The organism is Pseudomonas sp. RW3S2, from assembly GCF_014268955.1.
In the GTDB taxonomy this organism is placed as follows: Bacteria; Pseudomonadota; Gammaproteobacteria; order Pseudomonadales; family Pseudomonadaceae; genus Aquipseudomonas; species Aquipseudomonas wayambapalatensis.
This window is the reverse complement of the sequence record NZ_JABWRM010000007.1, coordinates 117,892-139,617: the sequence shown is the minus strand read 5'-3', so window position 1 is coordinate 139,617 and position 21,726 is coordinate 117,892. Positions and strand designations below refer to the sequence as shown.

Annotated in this window: 18 protein-coding genes; 5 read left to right on the top strand and 13 right to left on the bottom strand. The window is 64.8% G+C overall.

The genetic code is table 11. The features are described from left to right. Positions 1-49: 49 nt before the first annotated feature. The gene (locus HU748_RS12220; protein ID WP_186707739.1) at positions 50-1,129 is read right to left on the bottom strand and encodes a 4-oxalomesaconate tautomerase; all 1,080 of its coding nucleotides are present in this window, start codon (positions 1,127-1,129) and stop codon (positions 50-52) included. 147 nt (positions 1,130-1,276) lie between these two features. Between HU748_RS12220 and HU748_RS12215 the strand changes: the two genes are divergently transcribed. Further along, entirely contained in the window at positions 1,277-2,170 is an 894-nt protein-coding gene (locus tag HU748_RS12215) for a LysR family transcriptional regulator (protein ID WP_054891435.1), read from the top strand. 36 nt (positions 2,171-2,206) lie between these two features. Here the strand turns inward: HU748_RS12215 and HU748_RS12210 are convergent, their stop codons facing one another. Further along, the gene (locus tag HU748_RS12210) at positions 2,207-3,142 is read right to left on the bottom strand and encodes a cyclase family protein (RefSeq protein WP_186720518.1); all 936 of its coding nucleotides are present in this window, start codon (positions 3,140-3,142) and stop codon (positions 2,207-2,209) included. A gap of 217 nt (positions 3,143-3,359) precedes the next feature. Next, complete coding sequence (locus HU748_RS12205) at positions 3,360-4,271, bottom strand: LysR family transcriptional regulator (protein WP_054895604.1); 912 nt, start codon at positions 4,269-4,271, stop codon at positions 3,360-3,362. A gap of 213 nt (positions 4,272-4,484) precedes the next feature. On the opposite strand from HU748_RS12205, the gene HU748_RS12200 reads away from it, so the two are divergent. The 3 genes from HU748_RS12200 to HU748_RS12190 are packed head-to-tail and all read left to right on the top strand — an operon-like array spanning position 4,485 to position 8,080. Continuing rightward, the gene (locus tag HU748_RS12200) at positions 4,485-5,789 is read left to right on the top strand and encodes an MFS transporter (protein WP_186707737.1); all 1,305 of its coding nucleotides are present in this window, start codon (positions 4,485-4,487) and stop codon (positions 5,787-5,789) included. A gap of 27 nt (positions 5,790-5,816) precedes the next feature. Next, positions 5,817-7,058 carry a Zn-dependent hydrolase gene (locus tag HU748_RS12195; RefSeq protein ID WP_186720625.1) on the top strand — a complete coding sequence of 414 codons (1,242 nt, stop codon included), beginning with the start codon at positions 5,817-5,819 and terminating at the stop codon, positions 7,056-7,058. Further along, a complete protein-coding gene (locus tag HU748_RS12190; RefSeq protein ID WP_186664129.1) occupies positions 7,058-8,080 on the top strand; it encodes a histone deacetylase family protein in 1,023 nt (340 codons plus the stop codon). The genes HU748_RS12195 and HU748_RS12190 overlap by 1 nt, the downstream gene beginning before the upstream one ends. A gap of 100 nt (positions 8,081-8,180) precedes the next feature. Here the strand turns inward: HU748_RS12190 and HU748_RS12185 are convergent, their stop codons facing one another. The 6 genes from HU748_RS12185 to HU748_RS12160 all read right to left on the bottom strand — a co-directional run bounded on the left by HU748_RS12185 (position 8,181) and on the right by HU748_RS12160 (position 16,621). Next, entirely contained in the window at positions 8,181-9,836 is a 1,656-nt protein-coding gene (locus HU748_RS12185) for a GMC family oxidoreductase N-terminal domain-containing protein (protein ID WP_186720516.1), read from the bottom strand. Between the two features lie 54 nt (positions 9,837-9,890). Beyond that, entirely contained in the window at positions 9,891-11,108 is a 1,218-nt protein-coding gene (locus tag HU748_RS12180; protein WP_186720515.1) for a mandelate racemase/muconate lactonizing enzyme family protein, read from the bottom strand. Further along, the gene (locus HU748_RS12175) at positions 11,105-12,397 is read right to left on the bottom strand and encodes an MFS transporter (RefSeq protein ID WP_186720513.1); all 1,293 of its coding nucleotides are present in this window, start codon (positions 12,395-12,397) and stop codon (positions 11,105-11,107) included. Before HU748_RS12175 ends, HU748_RS12180 begins: the two co-directional genes overlap by 4 nt. An 82-nt stretch (positions 12,398-12,479) precedes the next feature. Next, positions 12,480-13,904, bottom strand: a complete 1,425-nt coding sequence (gene aldA / locus HU748_RS12170) for an aldehyde dehydrogenase (RefSeq protein ID WP_186720512.1) — start codon at positions 13,902-13,904, stop codon at positions 12,480-12,482. Between the two features lie 560 nt (positions 13,905-14,464). Continuing rightward, positions 14,465-15,403, bottom strand: a complete 939-nt coding sequence (locus HU748_RS12165; RefSeq protein ID WP_186720511.1) for a LysR substrate-binding domain-containing protein — start codon at positions 15,401-15,403, stop codon at positions 14,465-14,467. Positions 15,404-15,451: 48 nt separating this feature from the next. Continuing rightward, the gene (locus HU748_RS12160; RefSeq protein WP_186720510.1) at positions 15,452-16,621 is read right to left on the bottom strand and encodes a porin; all 1,170 of its coding nucleotides are present in this window, start codon (positions 16,619-16,621) and stop codon (positions 15,452-15,454) included. 214 nt (positions 16,622-16,835) lie between these two features. Between HU748_RS12160 and HU748_RS12155 the strand changes: the two genes are divergently transcribed. Continuing rightward, positions 16,836-17,711, top strand: coding sequence for a LysR substrate-binding domain-containing protein (locus HU748_RS12155; protein WP_186664141.1), 876 nt, complete (start codon positions 16,836-16,838; stop codon positions 17,709-17,711). Between the two features lie 138 nt (positions 17,712-17,849). On the opposite strand, the gene HU748_RS12150 is transcribed toward HU748_RS12155, so the two are convergent. From HU748_RS12150 to HU748_RS12135, 4 genes are read right to left on the bottom strand one after another with little or no spacing between them, the layout of a single operon-like run. Further along, the gene (locus tag HU748_RS12150; RefSeq protein WP_186707725.1) at positions 17,850-18,809 is read right to left on the bottom strand and encodes a lysylphosphatidylglycerol synthase domain-containing protein; all 960 of its coding nucleotides are present in this window, start codon (positions 18,807-18,809) and stop codon (positions 17,850-17,852) included. Further along, positions 18,809-20,011, bottom strand: coding sequence for a cardiolipin synthase ClsB (clsB, locus tag HU748_RS12145; RefSeq protein ID WP_186720509.1), 1,203 nt, complete (start codon positions 20,009-20,011; stop codon positions 18,809-18,811). Before clsB ends, HU748_RS12150 begins: the two co-directional genes overlap by 1 nt. Further along, the gene (locus HU748_RS12140; RefSeq protein ID WP_186720508.1) at positions 20,008-20,781 is read right to left on the bottom strand and encodes an endonuclease/exonuclease/phosphatase family protein; all 774 of its coding nucleotides are present in this window, start codon (positions 20,779-20,781) and stop codon (positions 20,008-20,010) included. The genes clsB and HU748_RS12140 overlap by 4 nt, the downstream gene beginning before the upstream one ends. Then, positions 20,778-21,722: a DUF72 domain-containing protein gene (locus tag HU748_RS12135; protein WP_189657653.1), complete on the bottom strand. Its 945-nt coding sequence runs from the start codon at positions 21,720-21,722 to the stop codon at positions 20,778-20,780. The genes HU748_RS12140 and HU748_RS12135 overlap by 4 nt, the downstream gene beginning before the upstream one ends. Positions 21,723-21,726: the final 4 nt, after the last annotated feature.

Below are 21,726 nucleotides of genomic sequence, written 5' to 3'. Positions count from 1 at the left end.
CACCCATTATTGAAGTTGTGCGGATGCGCTGAATGGAGCTAAATCGGGCTTAGCCTGCGAGTCGCCGCGTGGACGGTGCGTAGACGAACCCCGAGAACAATCGGCGTGCGGTCCGTACCACCGAGGCTTGCAAGGTCTGGCCATCGGCACCGGAGCGCGACAGGGCGATGTCGATGACCCCGCTTGGATGCTCCAGACGTACCTCACGCAGGGCCTGGGCCTGTTCGCCGAGCAGGTCGCCGATCACTGTGCCCGGGCTGACACAGGCAGTGGCCAGGCCGATCGCGCCGGTGATCGCCAGCGCCCGGTGGCAGTTGTGCGGCATGAAGTAACGAACCTGCAGCGTGCCGTCGAAGCGTGGGGCAGACACGACCACCGGCTTTGGGATCACCATGTTGCTCACATCTCCCAGGCCCATGGCCCGGCCGGCTTTCAGCCGCAGGGCTTCGAGGCGTTTGAGCAGCTTTGCATCGGCGTCCAGTTGAGCCGGGCTCTCGCTGCCCTCAAGCCCCAGGTGCCGGGCGTCGACGATCATCATCGGCATGGCCATGTCGATGCAGGTGACTGGTACGCCATCGATCACCTGCTGGGACTGGCCAGTGGGGAACAGGCTGCCGGTCTTGCTGCCGACGGCATCGAGGAATGTCAGGTGCACGGGGGCGGCTGTACCTGGAACGCCGTCGATGGCGGTACGACCCTCGTAGCGCACGATGCCGCCAGGCGTCTGTACCAGCGAGTTGACGAATGTACCGGTATTGAGGTTGCGGATGCGCACCAGCGTCTGGCCGTCGTCACCTTTGACCAGCCCTTGTTCGATGGCGAAGGGCCCGACCGCGCACAGCATATTGCCGCAGTTGGGCGCAGTATCGACACGGCGCTCGGCGACCATCACCTGCACGAACAGATAATCGACATCGGCATCGGGGTGCAGTGAAGGGCTGATGATCGCAACTTTGCTCGTCTGTGGGCTGCCACCGCCAATGCCGTCGATTTCCAGTTCATGGCCAGAGCCCATCAGGGATATCAGCATCTCGTCGCGCTCGACGATATTGGACGGCAAGTCCCAGGCATGGAAGAAGGGGCCTTTGGAGGTCCCGCCGCGCATGAGCACACAAGGAATTCGTTGCATGAAATCTAACTCTTGTTGATCAATGGGCATCATTGATGTGTCTGGGACAAGAGTGACAGGGGTGGATAAATCAATCCAATGCAAATATCGTCGCTATTATTGCGTTTTATAAATAAATTGACGGCCAGTGTCTGAAAGAGAATCAGCATGGAATATGAACTTCAGGACATACGATCTTTCGTGAAAATCGCCGAACTGGGTAGTTTTCACGAGGCAGCGGAGGTTTTGCATTTATCGCAGCCCGCCTTGAGCCGACGCATCAAGAAGCTCGAGGATGGCCTTGGGACACCCTTGCTCGAACGCACCACGCGGCGGGTCGGGCTGACCAGTGTCGGGCGTGACTTTCTACCCAAGGCCCGGCGCCTGCTGGACGATTTCGAGGATTCGATCCTGAGCATTCGCGAGCTGGCCGAGCGCCAGACCGGGCAGGTGACTCTGGCCTGCATCCCCACGGCAGCGTTTTATTTCCTGCCCTCGGTGATTCGCCTCTACAACGAGCAGTACCCCAAGATTCGCATCCGCCTGCTCGACCTCAGTGCCAACGATGGGCTTGAGGCAGTGCTGCGTGGCGAGGCCGATTTCGGGATCAACATGATGAGCGGGCAGCATCCGGACATCGAGTTCGTCCCACTGGTGCAGGAGCAGTTCGTGCTGGCCTGTCGGCGTGACCATGTGCTGGCCGGGCGCGTGTCTGTGAGCTGGACGGAGCTGGCAGAGCACCGGCTGATCGGGGTAGGGCGGCTGAGCGGCAACCGCATGCTGCTCGACCACGCGCTGTCGGGATTGGGGCTGCGGCCCAAATGGTTCTACGAGGTGCAGCACCTGTCGACCTCGCTAGGTATGGTCGAGGCTGGGTTGGGGGTGTCGGCGATGCCGAGCCTGGCGATGCCGGCGGCCGATCACCCGACCCTGGTCAGCGTGCCGCTGATCGAGCCTGAGGTGACTCGCACGCTGGGCCTTGTGTATCGCCGCGGCGCCTCATTGTCGCCAGCGGCGGAGAAGTTCGTCTCGATCCTGCTGGAACAGTGGCCGAACGTGTGATCCGCCCTGTAGACAGGGCGGGCCGCAGCGCCTCGATCAGCGAATCGCCACCGGGTTGATGTTCACCTGGGTCGAGCCTTTGTAGAGCGGCTGGCCAAGCACGAACATGAACTCGAAGGCCTTGTCCTTGACCAGCGCCCGGGTATCGATCAGCTCGAGGTTGTAGATGCCGCGCTTGGCCAGCATGAACTGGTTGACCGGGAACTCTTCGCCCGTGGGGTTCGGATACACCTCCGAGGCCCAGGTGTCACCGCCGAAGGCGACGATGCCCTGGTCGGCCAGCCATTGCGCAGCCGGCAGGTCGATGCCGGGCTCGGTGGCGAGGAACTGCGCGTTATCCTTGCCGATCAACTCCAGCCAGCCGGTGTTGAACAGCACTACATCGCCTTTGCGCAGGGTAATGTGCTGCTTTTTCAGCACGGCCTGGATGTCGGCGACGGTAAACGCGGTGCCGCCGGGAACGATGGCCTTGCCGTAGTGTGCGGTCATGTCCAGCACCACGCCGCGCGTCACCATCGGCGGCACCTTTTCGATGCCCAGCCTGGTCACGCCTTCGACCGTGACGAAATCGGCAGCCTTGTTGCCGTTGTAGTAGACGTTGTCGATGCCGATATGGCCGATGCCGTTGAGCTGGGTACCGACGCCGGTCCAGCCGTTGACCAGTTCATCGTTGAAGGTGAACTTGTTGCGACCGAGGGTCTGGCCGGCCTGTTCGCCGGGCTGGATGTTGTAGAGGTGGAAGCTGCGGTGGCGGAAGGCCAGCAGGTCCTTGCTCACCGGCACGGCGAGGGGGTAGGTCTTGCCGGTCTTGATCAACTCGGCGGCCTGCTTGACCACCTCGGGGGTGAGCAGGTTGGCGGCGCCGATTTCATCCTGTGCGCCATAGGGCGAGGCTTGCCAGTCGGCGGCCAGTGCACTGTGCGCGGTTGCGGCCAGTGCGGTGGCCAGGAGCAGGGGTTTGAACGCTTTCATGGAATCTCCGAGGTGTGAAACGAAGTCGGGAGATTCTCGGCAGCAGGCGGCTTGGGAAAAAGTAGCGGTCGGGACAATCACTTTTGCCTGTGGGTCAACAGGGCTGCCCATCGCGGGACAAGCCCGCTCCCACAGGAATTGAGCTGGCTTTTAGATTGTTGGATGAGGCCGTTGCTCCTGCCATCACGGTGTCCAGCCACCTGAGAACACTCGACAATCACACCTCCAGGCACCGCTGCAACGCCTCGATAAACACCCCCTCTGCCCGACTCAAGCGTTGCTCGCGGTTCCACAGCAGGTGGATATCCACATCGGCAATGCCTTCATGCGGCGCCAGCTTCCAGAGCAACCCGGCCTGCACATCCGCTGCCACCACATGCTCGGGCAGGCAGCCTATACCGAACCCTGCGATCACCAGCCGACGCACCTCTTCAAGGCTCGGGGAGGACGCGACGATCCTGCCGGAGAATCCTTGCTGGTCGCGGAAGATGGTCAATGGCGAGAGCATGCCGCCAATCTGGTCGCTGGTGAAACTGACGAAATTCTCCCGTTGCAGGTCGCCTTCCTGGGCGCCGAACAGTGCGTGGTGCTTGCCGCAGAAGAAGGCATAGCGCTGGCGCAGGAACAGGCGCTGCTCCAGGCGCGGTTGCGCACGGCGGTTGAGGCTCAGGCCTGCGGTGGCGGTCTTTTCCTGCAGGGCCGCGACGATGTCGGAACTGCGCATCACGTCGATCTCCAACTCCACCCGTGGGTGCTGGCGATGAAAGTCGGCGAGAAAGTCGTCGAAGCGCTCGCTGACGATACGGCTGATCATCAGCAACCGCACCTTGCCCACCACTTCGTCAGCAGGTTGCTCCAGCAGCCCACCGATCTGCGACATCTGTCCATACACCTCGCCGGCGAGCTGGAACAGTTGCTCGCCCGTTTCGGTGAGCACGAAGCGTGGGCCGCGGCGGGCGATGAGCTGGCGGCCGAGTTGTTCTTCCAGGCGTTTGAGCGCCTGGCTCACGGCCGGTTGCGTAAGGTGCAGGCGAGCGGCGGCGCGGCTGATGGAGAGTTCCTGGCCGATCACCCGAAAGGTGCGCAGCAGGTTCCAGTCGAGGCGGTCGTTGAGCAGGCGGTCGGACATGATGGGCTCGAATGATAAGCATGGCTAATAGTTCGAATAATAAATAGAAAATTGACTAATCATAGCCCCGGGTAGATAAATCAAAGGCATGCAGAGGGCCAGTGGGAGCGGGCTTGCCCGCGAAAAGGCCACCCCTGCAGCAAGACCAAGCGCCAGAGAGCGCCACCGTGACCCTCAACTCCTGCCAGAACAACAAGCAAAGGAGCCAGCCCCATGCAGCCTTCCGCTTCGCCTCAGCCGCGCCGGGCCGCGGCCGCCGCGTTCATCGGCACCATGATCGAATGGTACGACTTCTACATCTACGCCACCGCCGCCGCCCTGGTGTTCGGTGCCTTGTTCTTTCCTTCCGACAACAGCCTGTTCAGCACCATGGCGGCCTTCGGCACCTTCGCCGTCGGCTTTTTCGCCCGGCCATTGGGCGGCATCGTGTTCGGTCATGTGGGTGACCGCATCGGGCGCAAGAAATCCCTGGTCATCACCCTGCTGATGATGGGGGTGGTCACCATCGGGATCGGCCTGCTGCCGACCTACGCACAGATCGGCGCCACCGCACCGGTGCTGTTGATCCTGCTGCGTATCGTCCAGGGCATCGCCGTGGGTGGCGAGTGGGGTGGGGCGGTGTTGATGGCGGGCGAGCATGCGCCCAAGGGCCGGCGTACCTTCTTCGCATCGTTCGCCCAACTGGGCAGCCCGGCGGGGCTGATCCTCTCGCTGCTGGCATTTGGCGCCGTCACCCGCCTGCCGGAAGAAGACCTGATGAGCTGGGGCTGGCGCCTGCCGTTCCTGGCCAGTGCGCTGTTGCTGCTGGTCGGCCTGGCGATTCGCCTGGGGGTCAACGAGTCGCCGGAGTTCATCGCCAGCCGCGAACAGGCGCTCAAGGCCCAGCGCAAGGAGCAGGCGCCGGTGCTGGAGGTGCTGCGTACCGCCTGGCGTCCGCTGTTGCTGTGCATCGGTGCCAATACGCTGGGCATCGCCGGCGTCTACTTCACCAACACCTTCATGATCAGCTACACCACCCAGCAGCTGCACCTGGAGCGCTCGCTGATCCTCGAATGCCTGTTCTTCGTGGCGATCATCCAGTTCTGTGTGCAGCCCATCGCGGCCTGGCTGTCGGAGAAGCTCGGCGCCACCCGCTTCCTTGCCCTGATGGCGCTGTTGGCGATGGCCTCGCCTTACCCGATGTTCGTGCTGGTCAGCTCCGGGCAGGGGCCGCTGATCGTGCTCGGTATCGCCCTGGCGGCTGCGTGCATGGCGTCGTTCTACGCGGTGATTGCTGGCTTCGTCAGCGGCATGTTCCAGACGCGCGTGCGCTACACCGCGATTTCCCTGGCCTACCAGGTGTGCGGCGCCATCGCCGGTGGCCTGACGCCGTTGATCGGCACCTGGCTTGCCCATCAGTTCAGCGGCCACTGGTGGCCGATGGCGCTGTTCTACACCTTGATCGCCAGCATCTCGCTGGTCTGTGTACTGGCCCTGGCGCGCCAGTATGCCCACAGCCAGCGCCTCGAGCTGGCCTGAAATCCCGATTCGACTGGAGTACCCATGATGTTGAAAAGCAATGGCGAACGCCTGTGGGCGAGCCTGATGGCCATGGCCGAGGTGGGCGCTACCGCCCGTGGCGGCAGTTGCCGCCTGGCCTTGAGCGAGGACGACAAGGCCGGCCGCGAGCTGTTCGTCGGTTGGTGCCGCGAGGCTGGCCTGAGCCTGTCGGTGGATGCCATCGGTAACCTGTTCGCCCGACGCCCCGGCCTCGAGCCACAGGCTGCGCCCGTGATGATGGGCAGCCACCTGGACACCCAGCCTGAAGGTGGACGCTTCGACGGCGTGTATGGAGTGCTGGCCGGCCTGGAAGTGGTGCGCTGCTTGAACGACCTCGGCATCCACACCCGCAAGCCGCTGGAAATCGCCGTGTGGACCAATGAAGAGGGCGCACGCTTCACCCCAGCGATGTTCGGCTCGGCGGTGTTCACTGGCGTGCTCGATCTGCAGCAGGCCCTGGCGATCCACGATGCCGATGGTATCAGCGTCGCCGAGGCGCTGGCCTCCACTGGCTATGCCGGTGAGCGGCCATTGGGCGGGCCGGTGGACGCCTATTTCGAGGCGCACATCGAGCAGGGGCCGATCCTGGAAGACAACGCCAAGAGCATTGGCGTGGTGACGGGCGGTCAGGCGATTCGCTGGCTCGACGTCACGGTCCAGGGCATGGCCGCCCACGCTGGCACCACGCCGATGGCGCTGCGCAAGGATGCGTTGTATGGCGCCGCGCGGATGATCCAGGCGGTGGAGCAACTGGCGGCCGACTTCGCCCCCGAAGGCCTGACCACGGTGGGCGAGCTGTCCATCGGCAAAGCGTCGCGCAATACCATCCCGGGCGTGGTGCGTTTTACCGTCGACCTGCGCCATCACCGCGACGAAGCCATCGAGGCCATGGAACGTCAACTGGGTGAGTTGCTGCAGGTTGTCGCCGCCCAGCGCGGCTTGCGTGTGAGCGTCGCGCGGCATTGGGTCAGCCCGGCCACCCCGTTCGATGCCGAGTGCGTGGCGGCGGTGCAGCACGCGGTCGATGCCCTCGGCCATACCCAGCAGCGGATCGTCAGTGGCGCCGGGCACGATGCGATTCTGCTGGCGCGCTACTGCCCGACAGCCATGATCTTCATCCCTTGCGTGGGCGGCCTGAGCCACAACGAAGCCGAAGACGTGCTGCCCGACGACGCCCGTAACGGCGCCGATGTATTGCTCAACGCCGTGCTGGCCCGTGCCGGCCGTGTCGAACCAGGAGAGGCCTGATGCGCTGCTATTTTCACCCCGAACAACTGCTGCACCATCCGCGCAGCTACTACTCCCGTGGTGCCATGCGCACCCCTCAGGAAGTCCCTGAGCGCGCTCAGCGCCTACTGCAAGCGGCCCGCGACCTGGACATGGACATCCGCCAACCGCAGGATGCCGGCCTCGCGCCGCTCGCCGCGGTGCACGGCGAGCCCTACCTGGCCTTCCTCCAGGAGGCGCACGCGCGCTGGAAAGAAGTGCCCGAGGATTGGGGCGACGAAGTGATGTCGAACATCTTCGTGCGCGAGCCCAACGCCTTGCGCGGCATCCTGGCCCAGGCGGCACGCTACCTGGCCGATGGCAGTTGCCCGGTGGGCGAGCAGACCTGGCGCTCGGCCTACTGGTCGGCGCAGAGTGCGGTCGCCGGGGCCCGGGCGATTCTCGACGGCGAGCGTGCAGCCTACGCCCTGTGCCGTCCGCCGGGGCACCATGCGCGCTTCGATGCCGCAGGCGGTTTCTGCTACCTCAACAATGCGGCCGTCGCTGCTCAAGTATTGCGCGAGCGCTACCACAAGGTCGCCGTGCTGGACACCGACATGCACCACGGCCAGGGCATCCAGGAGATCTTCTACACGCGCAGCGATGTGCTGTATGTCTCGGTGCACGGTGATCCCACCAACTTCTACCCGGGCGTGGCCGGCTTTGCCGATGAGCGTGGCGCAGGCGAGGGCGAGGGTTACAACCTGAACTTGCCGATGGCCCATGGCGCGAGCGAGGGGGACTTCCTGGCGCAACTGGACATTGCCCTGGATGCGCTGAAGGATTTCGATGCCGAGGTGCTGGTGCTGTCGCTCGGTTTCGATATCTACGAACTCGATCCGCAGAGCAAGGTGGCGGTCACGACCCAGGGCTTCGCCACGCTTGGCGAGCGGATTCGCGAGCTGGGGCTGCCATGCCTGATCGTGCAGGAGGGCGGCTATCACCTGCAGAGCCTGGAGGCGAATGCTCAGGCGTTCTTCGCTCAAATGGATGATTGGCGCTGAATTTAGTATGCAAATGGATTGTTTTATGGCGTGGAGTCGCGTTTTTACTCACTAAAACCGGGCAAGCTGCCGTGCAGCTCGCCCGATTCGCCTGTGCCGCTCAGGCCGAGCGTCGTTGAGTCTCGGCCAGGATCGGGGCACTCTGCTCGACCGATTCGAGAATCAGGTCTGCCCCTTTTTCTGCCACCATCATCACTGCTGCGTTGGTATTGCCTGAGGTCACATTGGGGAATACCGAGGCATCGACGATGCGCAGCCCGTCCAGCCCATGCACCGCCAACCGCGCGTCCACCACGCTGGTCGACGGGTCGTTGCCCATCGCGCAACTGCCGCACAGGTGATAGATCGACCCGCAGTTCTCGCGAAAGTACTGCAGCATGCTCGCGTCATCGTCCACTGCCGGGCCCGGCAGCACTTCCTCGACCGTGATCGCCCGCAACGCCGGGGCCTGCATGATCGAGCGCATCAGACGGCTGCCCTGGATGGCCTCGTCGATGTCTTTCTGCGTGCTCAGGTAGTTCGGATCGATCAGCGCAGGCTCACGCGGATCGCGTGAGGCGATGCGGACTTCGCCGCGGCTGGTCGGTCGGCACGGATTGAAGCACAGCAGGAAACCCGAGTAAGGCTCCGGCTGCAGACTGGCCTTGTTGTTCTTGGGAATCTGGTACGACAGCGGGTTGAAGTACAACTGCAGGTTCGGGTGCGCCTGTTGGGCATCGCTGCGGAAGAACCCACCGGACTGGTTGACGCTCAGCGCCAGCGGCCCCTTGCGGGTCAGCAGGTATTGCAGGCCGAGCCGCAGCTTGCCCAGCAGCGAGCCGAACACATCGTTCAAGGTCGGGATATTGGCCTTGTAGTAGTAGCTCACGCACAGGTGGTCTTGCAGGTTCTTGCCAACTGCCGGCAAGTGGTGACGGGTGTCGATGCCGTGCCGGTCGAGCAGGGCGCGGTCGCCGATGCCGGAAAGTTGCAGGATCTTTGGCGTGTCCACCGCACCGGCCGCCAGGATCACCTCGCGCCGGGCACGGAACTCGCGCGCCATGCCGTTCTGCGAAATGCGTACGCCGACCGCGCGCTTGCCCTCGAGCAGCACCTGTTCGACCAAGGCGTGATGCTCGATGTGCAGGTTCGGACGACCCAGCGCCGGGTGCAGGTAGGCGAAGCTGCTGGAGCTGCGTCGTCCATCACGCACGTTGACGTCATAGATGCCGGCCCCTTCGAAGTGCTTGCCGTTGAAGTCTTCGCTGCGCGGATAGCCCAGTTGCTCGCAACCCTCGAGAAACACATCGCAGATCGGATGGGCCTGGCCTTTCATCGGGGTGATGCCGATCGGCCCGTTGGCGCCGTGGTATTCACTGGCCCCGGCCGGGTGCGATTCGAGCTTGCGAAAATACGGCAGCACGTCCTTGAACGACCAGCCCTCGGCGCCATTGGCGGCCCAGTCATCGAAATCATGGGCCTGGCCGCGCACGTAGATCATCGCGTTGATCGAACCCGAGCCGCCTTGCACCTTGCCGCGCGGTGCATACAGGTTGCGCCCGGCCAGATGGGCCTGGGGCTGGGTGTAGTACATCCAGTTGAAGGTGGGGTTGTAGTAGAGCTTGGCGAAGCCCACCGGCAGCTTGAACCATGGCGAGCTGTCCTTGCCGCCGGCTTCGAGCAGCAGCACGCTGTGGCGCCCCGACTCGCTCAGGCGCGCGGCGAGGATGCAGCCGGCCGAGCCTGCGCCGGCGATGATGTAGTCAAAATCGTTCATGTATCGCTAACCCTGTGAATAGAGGGCCGCCCCGAGGCCGGGGCGGCTTGACGCTCAACCTTTGGCCGGCGAGGCGTCCTTGACGTCGACCGGATGCGGCGCCATCTGCAGGTGCAGGCGCTCGCCTTCGTAGCCTGAGTGACGGCGTACCACGTCCATGTCCAGCTCGACCCCGAGGCCCGGCTCGCGGGACGGGATGATGTAGCCGTCCTCCCATTGCAGGGGCTTGTTGAGGATTTCGGCGTGGAAGCCACCCCAGGTGCCGATGCTTTCCTGGATCAGGAAGTTCGGCGTGCAGGCCGCCAGCTGGAAACTCGCCGCCGCGCCGATCGGGCCGTTGTAGAGGTGCGGGGCGATCTGCGCGTAGTAGGCCTCGGCCATGCTGGCGATCTTCTTGCCCTCGAGCAGGCCGCCGCAGCGCCCGACGTTCATTTGCAGGATCGACGCTCCGCCCGCCTGCAGCAGCTTGAAGAACTCGTACTTGGTGGTCAGGCGCTCGCCGGTGGCAATCGGAATGCTGGTCTTGGCCGCGACCTGGGCCATGGCCTCTTCCTGGCCCGGTGGGATCGGCTCTTCGAACCACAGCGGATCGTATTTTTCCAGGCGCTTGGCCAGGCGGATCGCCGACGACGGCACCATCTGCCCGTGGGTGCCGAACAGCAGGTCGCAACGGTTACCCACCGCTTCGCGGATGCGCTTGCAGAAGGTTTCGCAGCGCTCCAGCACCTCCAGCGACAGCTGATGGCCGGAGAACGCGGTGTAGGGGCCGGCCGGGTCGAACTTCAGCGCGGTGAAGCCCAGTTGCATGTTCTGCACGGCACATTCAGCGGCCAGGTCCGGGTCGCTGTAGTCGTACTCGCCCTGGGCGTTGACCGGGTAGAGGTAGGTGTAGGAGCGCAGGCGCTCGTGCACCTGGCCGCCGAGCAGTTCGTAGACCGGCTTGTTCGCGGCCTTGCCGATGATGTCCCAGCAGGCCATTTCCAGGCCGCTGACCACGCCCATCATGGTCAGGTCCGGGCGCTGGGTGAAACCGCTGGAGTAGGCGCGGCGGAAGAAACGCTCGATATGGTGCGGGTCCTGGTCGAGCAGGTAGCGCGCGAACACGTCCTCGATGACCGGCACCATGGCGCGCGGGTGGAAGGTCGCGGCGTAGATCTCGCCGACGCCCTCGATGCCGCAGTCGGTCTTGAGGGTGACGAACAGCCAGTACATGCCGCCGACATGCGGCGGTGGCACGGCCACCACGTGGGTTTGCAGGGATACGATCTTCATGCTTTGCCCGCCTTGGACTTGATGCGTTTGTTCAGGTTGAGGGTGGCGACGACGCCGAGCAGGCCCATCACCACGACGTAGGAGAAGTAGATCTGGTAGCCGAGGAAGCCTGGGAAGTGATCGATGATCCAGCCGTTGAGCAGGGGCAGGAACACGTCCGGCGAGTAGCCGACCAGGGAGATGATGCCGATCGCCAGGCCCGTGACCCGCAGCGGCACCTGGCAGTCGTCGAGGATGGCCCAGTACAGGCCGCGGATGGCGTAGGTCATCAGGCCGATGAAGATCACCAGGAACACCAGCACGCCCAGCACCCGCAGGCTCGGCAGCACGATCAGGCCGATCATGCCGACGGCGGCGAGGACCATGGCCCAGGCCAGCACGCCGGTCTTGGAGAAACGGTCACCCAGCCAGCCGCCGCCGATGCCGCCCAGCGGGCGCATCCACAGCTTGATGGTGGTGATCAGGCCGGCGGCGGTGGCGCTGAGGCCGAAGCCGCCCTCTTGCAGGTAGGCCGAGAAGCTGTAGGTGGCCCAGAAGAAGTGGTAGCCGCAGAACACGATGGCGGTGACCAGCCACAGCTCGGGGATCGCCATCAAGGTGCGCAGGTCGTGCAGCAGGTTGGCCTTTTCGCGGGCCTTGATGGTGTCGGCCTTGACCTGCGGGTCGCGCACCAGCATCAGCGCCAGGCCCAGGATCACGCAGCAGGCGGCGTAGAAGTGGATGACCCGGGTCAGGCCCACGGCACTGCCGCCGGCACTGTCGGCGACCTGGGCGAACAGGGCGATGGCGATGGTCGCCAGCAGCGCCTCGACCAGGCCTCGGCCGCCATCGAGCACACCGAAGAAGCGGCCTTGTTCGCTTTCGCCCGCGATCATCTTGACCCGCTTGATCAGCGAGGCCCAGAAGGTCAGGCCGGTGGTGATGCCAAAGCCGCAGAAGATCGCCAGCAGCGCTTCGAAGCCTGGCAACTGGGCGTACCAGACGCCGAGCAGGCCGGTGCCGACCAGCGAGAAGCTGATCAGGAAGCGCGGTGAAATGCGGTCGGCGAGCCAGCCGCTGGGCAGGTAGCTGACCAGGAAGGCGGTGCCGAGGATCGAGTACAGGTAGCCCAGCTCGCTGTTGCTGATCGACAGCGCCTCGAGCATGGTGCTCTGGTACACCTGGCGCAGGTACAGCATCGGGTAGATGGCGCCGGCCGCCAGCACCAGCAGGGCCAGTTGCAGGTAGCGCGAGAAGTTGGCAGAAGTGCTGGGCACGCTGAGCGCCTCGGTATTTATTGTTTTTTTCATTGTTGTTCTCGTGGGCGGATCTGTCGTCGGGGTTGTCGCAGGACAGTGGAGCAGGGCACGCAGGCAGCGTGTCCTGCGCGGGTCAGTACTTGAGGACCACCAGGCGGGTCTGGGTGAATTCGAGCATGCCGTGCTTGCCGTCATCGCCGCCCAACCCCGAGCGTTTCCAGCCGGCGTGGTAGCCCTGGTAGGGGTCGGCAGGGGTGCGGTTGACGTACAGCTCGCCGGCTTCGATGGCGTTGGCCAGCTTCATGGCGCTGCGGTAGTTCTCGCTGTAAAGGACCGACGACAGCCCGAACTGGTGGTCGTTGGCCATGGCCAGGGCTTGGTCGAGGGTGTCGTAGGCCAGTACCGGCAGCACCGGGCCGAAGGTCTCTTCCTGGACGATCTCCATGTCCTGGCGGCAGCCGCTGAGCAGCGTGGCCGGGTAGAAGTTGCCCGGGCCCTCGGGCAGGTAGCCGCCGGCTTCGATGTGGGCCCCGGCCGCCACGGCGCGCTGCACCTTGGCGTGGATCTCCTCGCGCGAGCCTGCACTGATCAGCGGGCCCATGCAGGCGGCATCCTCGGCGCGGTTGCCGATGCGCACGGCGGCGAATTTGTCGCGCAGCAGGGTGAGGAAGCGCTGGTGCACGCTGGCCTGCACATAGACGCGCTCGATGGCGGTGCACAGTTGGCCGCAGTGGGTGGTCTTGGAGGCGACGATGGCGGCGGCAGCGGCCTCCAGGTCGGCATCGGGCTCGATGATGGCCGGGGTCTTGCCACCCAGTTCCAGCGACGGCTTGGCGATGTTGGCCTTGCAGTATTCGAGCACCGTGCGCCCGGCGCGTACGCTGCCGGTGAGGGTGATCATGCCGACCGCCGTCTGGGTGCAGAGGGTGGCGGCGACATCGTGCTGCATGGCCAGGATGTTGATCACCCCGTCGGGCAATTGCGCCTGCTGCACGGCGCGGGCGATGGCAAAGGCCGACAGTGGGGTGTTGTTGCTTGGGCGCACGACCACGGTGTTGCCGGCGATCAGCGCCGGGGCGACCTTGCGCAGCAGGGTGTAGACCGGGTAGTTGAACGGGATCAGGCAGGCGACCACGCCGATGGCTTCGCGCTTGAGCAGGATGGTTTCGTCGCGGGTGTCGCTGGGGATCACTTCGCCTTCGATGCGGCGTGCCCATTCGGCGTGGTAACGGGTGATCTCGGCGGCGTACAGCGCCTCGTTGCGGGCTTCGCCGGGGGCCTTGCCGGATTCGCAGGCCAGCGCTGCACCGATGTCGTCGGCGCAGGCTTCGAGGGCGTCGGCCAGGCGGCGCAGGTGCTGGGCACGCTCGATCGAGGGCAGGGCAGCCCAGCTGCGCTGGGCGCGGCTGGCGGCTTCGACGGCCTGGATGGCCTGGGCAGGGCTGGCAGCGCTGACGCTGCCGACCTGCTCGTCGGTGGCCGGGTCGAACACGCTCAGGGCGGGTTGCTCGGGGGCGACGACGAAGCGACCGTCGATGAAGTTGTGTTCTGTACGCATGAAGGTGTCCGCTTGCGGGGTGAACGGGCCCACAAGGGCTGGCGAGCGGGCACGGGGCGGCGCTGGCGCAGCGATTTTCTTGTGGGTTATGGCGAACAATTTGTCGCAGGGAGGGACGGGGAACAAACGATTAATGCGTGGGGGTAATGTGCTTAAAACGCATGTTACTTGAGGGGGGGTGGGGACTGCTTCGCGGGCAAGCGGGGCGCCGAACTGCCTGCAACAGCTTTGCAACTTCTGAATACTGCGGTGTTACATGGGAGCAACTGCATCGTTCAAAATCTAAAGACCAGCTCAGTCCTGTGGGGACAACTGCCTTGCTCAAAAATCTGAGGCCTGCCCAATGCCGGTGGGAGCGGGCTTATCCCGCGATCACCGGCTTAGCCGGTGCCATGCATCGCGGTGTTCTTTTCGCGGGTAAACCCGCTCCCACAGGGATTGGGCACGCCTTGGATTTGAGCAAGACAGTTGCTCAACAGGTAACTGGAGCGGTATTCAGGAGTTGCGGGGCTGTTGTAGGCGGTTCGGCGCCCCGACTTGCCCCGCGATGGCGGCTGCGCCTATTCGCAGACCGCCACTTCCGATGGCCCACCCAGGTTGCGCTCGGCCAGCCACACCTCCTGCATCAGCCACTCGCGAAACTGCTCCACATGCGCGGGCAATTGCTGGTCCGGTCGGGTCACGAACCAGTACGACTGGTGGCCGTCGACCTGCACGTCCAGCACCTGCACCAGTTGCCCGGCAGCCAGCTCCCTGGCGACCATCTGCCGGTCGGCGATGGTGATGCCGAGCCCGTCGATGGCGGCGCGGATGGCCATGTCCAGCAGGTCGAATTCATAGCCGCCACGCAAGTCAACGCCCTGGATCCTGGCAGCGTCCAGCCAGTGGCGCCAGGTCAGGAAGCGCTGGTCCTCGCGGGCCAGCACGTGCAGCAGGGGCATGTGATGCAGGTCGACCCGGCGCTCCTCCTGCTGGGCCAGCAGCGACGGCGAACACACCGCGATGTGCCGTTCGTGCATCAGCAGCGAACTGTCCAGGCCGTCCCATTCGCCATTGCCGAAACGGATCGCGCAGTCGAGCGTGGCGATTTCCGCGAGGTTGTCCTGCAGTTGGGTGGTGAGTGTCACTTCTAGCCCCGGACACGCCTCGCGCAGGCGCCCAAGACGCGGCAGCAGCCATCGGCTGGCGAAGGTTGGCGGGGCGTTGAGACGGATGCGCGTGGGGTGCTGGCGTTGCTGGATGCCGCGTACGGTCAGCTCGATACGGTCGAACGATTGCTGCAGGGCATTGAGCAGCGTACGCCCGGCGTCGGTGAGCTGCAGGTGATGGTGGCGGCGCTGCAACAGCGATTCGCCAAGCTGTTCCTCGAGCTGGCGCACCTGGCGGCTGACGGCGCTTTGGGTGACGTTGAGCAGTTCGGCGGCGCGGGTGAAGCTGCCGGTGCTGCCGGCCACCTCGAAGGCTTTGAGGGCGTTGAGTGCCGGGATCTTGCGTTTCACTCGCCGTGTCTCCTGGTGGGAGTGGGGCCGCACAGCGGCCCGGGGTTTTCAGAAGTAATAGCCGATGTTCATGTACAGCTGGTTCTCCCAATGGTCGGTGCCGCCCTGGGCGAGGCTTTCGGTGTAGCTGCTGCCGCCGATGTACGGATCGTTGCGCCCGTTCAGCCACTCCACCGCGATGTAGAAGCTGCGCACCGAGAACGAGGTGCCGAGGATGAAGCGTTCGGAACTGTCGAAGCCGGATGCAGACTTGTCGAAGCGGCTGTAGTTGCCATACAGCGTGACTCCGCTGATCCAGTCGCCGAGAAAGGTGCCGGGCACGCTGTAGCTGAGGTCGCCGACGTACAGGTTACCGCGACTGGCGACGTTGTAGGTGCCGTCGTAGCCACCGAAGGTCACTCGCTCGCTGTTGTCCGGGTTGCGTGGCGACATCTGCTGGCGCGCGGCAAGCATCTGCACGCCCCAGGGGCCGTTCTTGCCCAGATAGTGCACGCCGATCACGTTGCGTCGGCCGTCGTCGTGGGTGTCGCGGTTTTCCAGGCGCGAGGTCAGGCCCGAGATGCCGGCCTCCGATTGCCAGTCGCCGAGCTTGAACGAGCGCGCCAGGCGCGCCACGGCGATCTGCCGCTCCTGGTTGCGGCTGCCGTTGGCGACATAGTCGTCGGCCGAGGTCACCACGCTGGAGTAGGTGGTGCCGTTGCTGGTGCCGCGGCCAGGCCAGGCGGGGCGTCCGTAGAGACCCAGTTGCAGGTTCCAGTCGCCTTGCTGGTGGATGTACTTGGCGCCTACCGCCTCGACGTCCTCAAGCCCGATCACGTTGCCCAGGGTCTCGTAGAAGGTGCTGCCGAAATACGGCTGCAGGCCGAAGGGGATCTTGTTCAGGCCGACCTGGACCTGGCGGTTCTCGTCGAACTTATAGCCGACCCAGGCGTACTCGGCGAACTGGATATCGCCGACCTTGTCGGTGTACTGGTAGGGGTAGGCCTTGCCATAGAAGCGATAGCGCACTGCGCCGATCCAGCTCTCCGAGTCGTAGTTGGCGCGCAGCATGATGGTGTCCAGGCCGGCCTTGTCGATCTTGCGGTCCGGGTCGTGGTCAAAGCGTGCGCGGATCGCGCCGCCGACGTCGAGGTTCTCGGTGATCGGCACAGCCTGGGCTGCGGCGCTGAGGGTCAGCAGGACGGGAAGCAGGGTGTGACGCAACGGAAGTGCGGGCATGGGTGGGGGCACCTTTGGTGGTTTCTTGTCGTTATCGGGGCCGCTGTGCGGCCCAATCGCGGGACAAGCCCGCGATTGGGGCGACCCTATCCAACGCCCGTGCCCCGGCACAAACGAGCATTACGCAGCGGTAACCCGAGAAAAACGCATGTTTGCAGGCAGTCGCGCCCCTGTAGAATCGCCCTACAAAAACAACGATCAGCAGAGCCCCACCATGCGCACCCTGCCGCCTTTGAACATGCTCAAGGTCTTCGAGGAAGTTGCTCGCCACCGCAGCTTCAATCGCGCCGCCGATGCGCTGAACGTCACCCAGGGCGCCATCAGCCGACAGATCAAGCAGTTGGAGGATTACCTGGGCGTCGTGCTGTTCGTCCGCGGCCCGCGTGGCCTGACCCTGACCGAGGCAGGCAACGCCCTGGCCCCGCACCTGGGCGAGGCGTTCGATCGCATCGAGCGGGCGCTGGAGGCGGTGCGCGTGCCGAATCTGCGCCAGCGCCTGCGTATCCTTGCGCCACCGACCTGGGCCACCCGCTGGCTATCGCCACGCCTGCGCGGCTTCATGCAGCGCTACCCGGACATCAGCCTCAGCGTCACCAGCCAGCGTGATGACGAGCACCCCGGCGAACTCGACTGCCGCATCCTGTTCAGCCGTGAAGGCGAGGGCACGGGCAATCGCCGTTTGCTGGTGATGGAACGGCACATCGCCGTGGCCAGCCCCGAGCTGTTCCAGGATGGCCGTGAGCCTTGTCTGCGTGATCACCCGCTGCTGCACATCCTCCACGAAGGCCGCCGCCTGCGGGTGTGGGAGAACTGGCTGGCCGCCACAGGGCGCAGCGATGTCGATGCCGACTGCGGCATCGAGTTCGGCACCCTCGACCAGGTGATCCACACCGCCCTGGCCGGCGGCGGCCTGGCGGTGATCGACCGGCAGATGATCGAGCGTGAGCTGGCCAGCGGCAGCCTGCTGCCGATCACCCCGGTGGAGGTGATCGGGCCTTATGGCTACTGGATGGAGGTGCCGGGTGACAAGCGCGGGTTGTCGAAGGTGGAGCGCTTTGCCGATTGGCTGGCAGTGGTGAGCAATCCTTGAGATTGCGGCGTCTTTCTTCGCGGGCAGGCCTGCTCCCACAGGGATGGACTGCCCCCGAAAAGTTGGACAGTTCTCCTGTGCGTCAATGGGGCGGCCAGGCACCGTGGCTGTGTTCGCAATCGCTCCGCGCCTGGCCCATCAGCGCTTGTCGAGGGCTGGCCCGGCCTGTCGGCGCAAGGCCTTGGCGCGTTTTTCGAGGATCAGGTAGGTGACCACCGCCAACAGCAGCGGGATCAGGTAGTACAACGTTCGATAGCCCAGCAGTGCGGCCACCAGCGTGCCCTGGCCGAGCTGGCCGTGAAGCAGGGCGAGGAACACGGCCTCCAGCACGCCGAGCCCGGCGGGTATATGGGCGACCACGCCCGCCACGCAACTGATCAGCAACACACCCAGCACCGAGGGATAGAACAGCTCCGGTGGCAGCAGCAGATGGATCAACGCCGCCATCAGCGCCCAGTTGCTTGCGCCCAGGGCCACTTGGCACAACGCCAGGCGCAGGCTCGGCAGGGTGACTTCATGCCCGCGCAGGTCCCACGTGCGCCGCTTGGCGAAGGCGCAGGCGAACAGATAGGCCAACGCGACCACGATCATCAGGACGCCGATCAGGCGCAGGCCGCCAGCGCCTACCGTCCAGCTCTGCGGCAGCTTGACCAAGCCCAAGGCGAATACGATGCCGGCCAACAGCAGGTAGCCCATCCAGTTGGTCAGCAGCCCCAGGGTGAGGATGCGGGTGATGGTCGGGGTGTCCAGGCCCAGCCTGCCGTACAGGCGGTAACGCAGGGCTACGCCACCGACCCAGGTGGTGAAATTGAGGTTGAATGCATAGCAGACGAATGCTACCGGCAGTACCTGCCGGGCCGGCAGGCGGTGTCCGGTATAGGCGCGGGCGAGCAGGTCGTAGCTGGCGAACACCAGGTAGCTGCACAGAGCCAGCAGCAACCCCAGCACCAGGGTCGAGGGCCGGTAGGCCCGTAGCGACTGGCTGACTTCGTTCCAGTCCAGGTTGCGCGCCAGGGTGAACAGCAGTACCGGGATCAACACCAGGAACAGCACGGTCAGCAGGCGTTTGCCCCAGGTCTTCCAGCGTGCCGTGGCCATCAGGTCTTGCCCTCTTGGTAGTCGGCCGGAGCCTCGCTTTCGCTTTGCAGCGACTGCAGGCGTTGCCGGTGTGCCGGAAACCAGCCAGCGATGCGCGGGAAATAGCGGGTGATGTGGAAGCCCAGGAAGACCAACGGGGCGCGCCACCAGTAGCCACGCACCATGCGCTCCAGCGTCACGGCCTTGCACTGCTCGCGGGTCAGTGCGCTCAAGTGCTGGTAGAGCAGATCGTTGAACGCACGGTCGCGGATCAGCAGGTTGGCTTCGAGGTTGAACGACAGGCTCAGCGGGTCGAGGTTGCTCGACCCCACCGTGGACCAGTCGTCGTCCACCAACGCCACCTTGCCGTGCAGCGGGCGCTGGCAGTATTCGTGGATGCGCACATCGTCGCGCAACAGGTAGTTGTAGAGCAGCCGGGAGAGTGTGCGGACCCAGCGCATGTCTGGCTGCCCCTGGAGGATCAGGGTTACCTCGACCCCGCGCCGAGCGGCGTTGCGCAGCTCGCGCAGCAGGCGGTAGCCGGGGAAGAAGTAGGCGTTGGCCACGACGATACGCTGCCTGGCTTCACGGATGGCCTGCAGGTAGCAGACTTCGATATCGTTGCGATGGCGCCGGTTGTCGCGTTCCACCAGCACGGCACTGGCCGGGCCTGCAGCGATACCGCTCGGTTGGATTCGACTGGCGGCGTCCAGCACGGGGGCGAGCAATCGGCAGGAGGACGCGTGAAGCTGGCCCACCACAGGGCCGACGACCTCCACGGCATAGTCCTGCTTGGCCTGCGGGCCGAAATCGCCAAGGTGGTCGGCGCTGTAATTGAGACCGCCGATGAACGCGCGCTGTCCGTCGATCACCAGGATCTTGCGGTGCAGGCGACGGAACAGGTTGGTGCGCATGCCGGCCAGCCGTGGTTGCGGATCGAACGAATGGAAACGGACCCCGGCCGCAGTCATCGAGGCGATGAACTCGTCGGGCAGGTCGGCGGTGCCGTAACCGTCCACGGCCACCTCGACCCTTACCCCACGCCGTGCGGCGTCGATCAGGGCCTGGCGCAAGGGCTGGCCGACCTTGTCGTCGTAGATGATGAAGGTTTCCAGGAGAATCTCCTCGCGCGCCTGTGCCATGGCCTCGAACACGCGTGGATAGTACTGCTCGCCATTGATCAGCAACTGGACGTGGTTGCCGTCGCTCCAGGACAGCTTCATAGCGTCACCTGCGCTACCAGCGGGGCGTGGTCGGAGAGGTGCGTCCACGGGTATCTGGACAGCACCCGGGCTTCGCCGGCCTGTGCGTTGCGCAGGTAGATGCGATCCAGGCGCAGCAGCGGCAGGCGGGCGGGAAAGCTGCGCGCCGGCTTGCCGAAGGCTTCGACCAGATGCCTCGAGAGGCGCACATCTGCTTTCAGACGCCAGTCGTTGAAATCGCCAGCGACGATGACCGGCTCGCCCGACGGCAGGCTGTCGAGCAACGCCAGCAGCAGGCCGACTTGCCGCTGGCGGTGCTCTTCGCGCAGACCCAGGTGCACGCAGATCGCGTGCACCTGCTCATGGCCGGGCACTTCGAGCTGGCAATGCAGCAGGCCGCGTTCTTCGTTGCCGTGGATCGTGACGTCAAGGTTGTCGTGGGCGCGGATCGGAAACTTGGACAGCAGGGCGTTGCCATGGTCGCCATGGGGATAGAGCGCGTTGCGTCCGTAGGCGAACTGCGGCCACATGCTGTCGGCGAGGAATTCGTACTGAGGTGCCGTCGGCCAGGTCGGGTGGCGCTCGGCATGCTGCTGATGGCTGCCGTGTACCTCCTGCAGGAACACCAGGTCGGCCCCGGTAGCGCGTACCGCCTCACGCAGCTCCGGCAGGATGAAACGGCGGTTGAACAGGGTGAAACCCTTGTGCACGTTGAGGGTCAGCACCGTCAGGCGGTGCACGGCGGTCACCTTGTCGATGATGCAGCGGGGGGCGGGCAAAGTTCCGTTCATAGCGGCTCCTGCGGATCGACGCCGGGCTCTGTCACCAATTCGCCGTCAAGGCCGAGCTTGCCAAGCAGGCGACGGGCATCGTACGGGGCATGCACTTTCTGGTCATTGTCGAAGTAGCAGTACACGTCACGGGAAGCGCGCTTTGCCGGGGCGCGGCGCACGACGCGCTGGGCATCCTCCGGCTGGCCGCCCGCAGCCCAGGCCTGGATACGCATACGCCAGCGGCGCAGCGCGCTGGCGGTATAGCCGCTGCTGTAGAGCTCGACATCGCCATGCAGGCGCAGGTACATGAAATCGGCCGTGACTTCCTCGACATAGGGCCATTTGCCCGCGCTGTCGGCGACCACCAGGGCGACCTTGTGTTTGCGCAGCAGGTCGATGAAGGTATCGCAGAGGAAACTGGGGTGGCGGATTTCCACGGCGTGGCGCAGGCGTGAGTTGCCCTTGACGGTCGCCCCACCGTTGCCTTGCAGGCGCTCGGCGGCCTGGCGGGCAAGGCGGCGGGCGGCAGAGCGGTCATGCGGGAGCTTGGCCAGAAAGTCGCTGAAGCGCTGCACGTCGAATTTCAGGTTAGGGGGAAACTGCCAGAGGAAAGGCCCAAGTTTGTCACCCAGCAGCAGCGGGCCCGACGCGAAGAAGTTGGCCAGCGCTTCGTCGATCTCGCGAAGCCTGCGCACATGGGTGATATAGCGTGGGGCCTTGACCGAGAACACGAAATCCTCTGGCGTCTCGTCACGCCAGCGGTCGTAGCGTTCCGGAGTCTGCAGCGCATAGAACGAGCCATTGATCTCGATGCTGTTGACCGCCCGCGAGGCAAACGCCAGCTCGTCGTCCTGGCGCAGCCCCTTGGGGTAGAAGTCCTTGCGCCATGGGCCATAGCGCCAACCGGAAATACCAATGCGGATCTCGCTCACCACAGCCCCCTGTATTGATGTACTCATCAGT

Coding starts and splice junctions, on each gene's coding strand:
- HU748_RS12195 (WP_186720625.1), top strand. CDS start 5,817: ATGTTGAAAAGCAATGGCGAACGCCTGTGGGCGAGCCTGATGGCCATG.
- HU748_RS12180 (WP_186720515.1), bottom strand. CDS start 11,108: ATGAAGATCGTATCCCTGCAAACCCACGTGGTGGCCGTGCCACCGCCG.
- HU748_RS12155 (WP_186664141.1), top strand. CDS start 16,836: ATGCGCACCCTGCCGCCTTTGAACATGCTCAAGGTCTTCGAGGAAGTT.
- HU748_RS12185 (WP_186720516.1), bottom strand. CDS start 9,836: ATGAACGATTTTGACTACATCATCGCCGGCGCAGGCTCGGCCGGCTGC.
- HU748_RS12140 (WP_186720508.1), bottom strand. CDS start 20,781: ATGAACGGAACTTTGCCCGCCCCCCGCTGCATCATCGACAAGGTGACC.
- HU748_RS12150 (WP_186707725.1), bottom strand. CDS start 18,809: ATGGCCACGGCACGCTGGAAGACCTGGGGCAAACGCCTGCTGACCGTG.
- HU748_RS12190 (WP_186664129.1), top strand. CDS start 7,058: ATGCGCTGCTATTTTCACCCCGAACAACTGCTGCACCATCCGCGCAGC.
- HU748_RS12175 (WP_186720513.1), bottom strand. CDS start 12,397: ATGAAAAAAACAATAAATACCGAGGCGCTCAGCGTGCCCAGCACTTCT.
- HU748_RS12160 (WP_186720510.1), bottom strand. CDS start 16,621: ATGCCCGCACTTCCGTTGCGTCACACCCTGCTTCCCGTCCTGCTGACC.
- HU748_RS12200 (WP_186707737.1), top strand. CDS start 4,485: ATGCAGCCTTCCGCTTCGCCTCAGCCGCGCCGGGCCGCGGCCGCCGCG.
- HU748_RS12220 (WP_186707739.1), bottom strand. CDS start 1,129: ATGCAACGAATTCCTTGTGTGCTCATGCGCGGCGGGACCTCCAAAGGC.
- HU748_RS12210 (WP_186720518.1), bottom strand. CDS start 3,142: ATGAAAGCGTTCAAACCCCTGCTCCTGGCCACCGCACTGGCCGCAACC.
- HU748_RS12215 (WP_054891435.1), top strand. CDS start 1,277: ATGGAATATGAACTTCAGGACATACGATCTTTCGTGAAAATCGCCGAA.
- HU748_RS12205 (WP_054895604.1), bottom strand. CDS start 4,271: ATGTCCGACCGCCTGCTCAACGACCGCCTCGACTGGAACCTGCTGCGC.
- clsB (WP_186720509.1), bottom strand. CDS start 20,011: ATGAAGCTGTCCTGGAGCGACGGCAACCACGTCCAGTTGCTGATCAAT.
- HU748_RS12135 (WP_189657653.1), bottom strand. CDS start 21,722: ATGAGTACATCAATACAGGGGGCTGTGGTGAGCGAGATCCGCATTGGT.
- aldA (WP_186720512.1), bottom strand. CDS start 13,904: ATGCGTACAGAACACAACTTCATCGACGGTCGCTTCGTCGTCGCCCCC.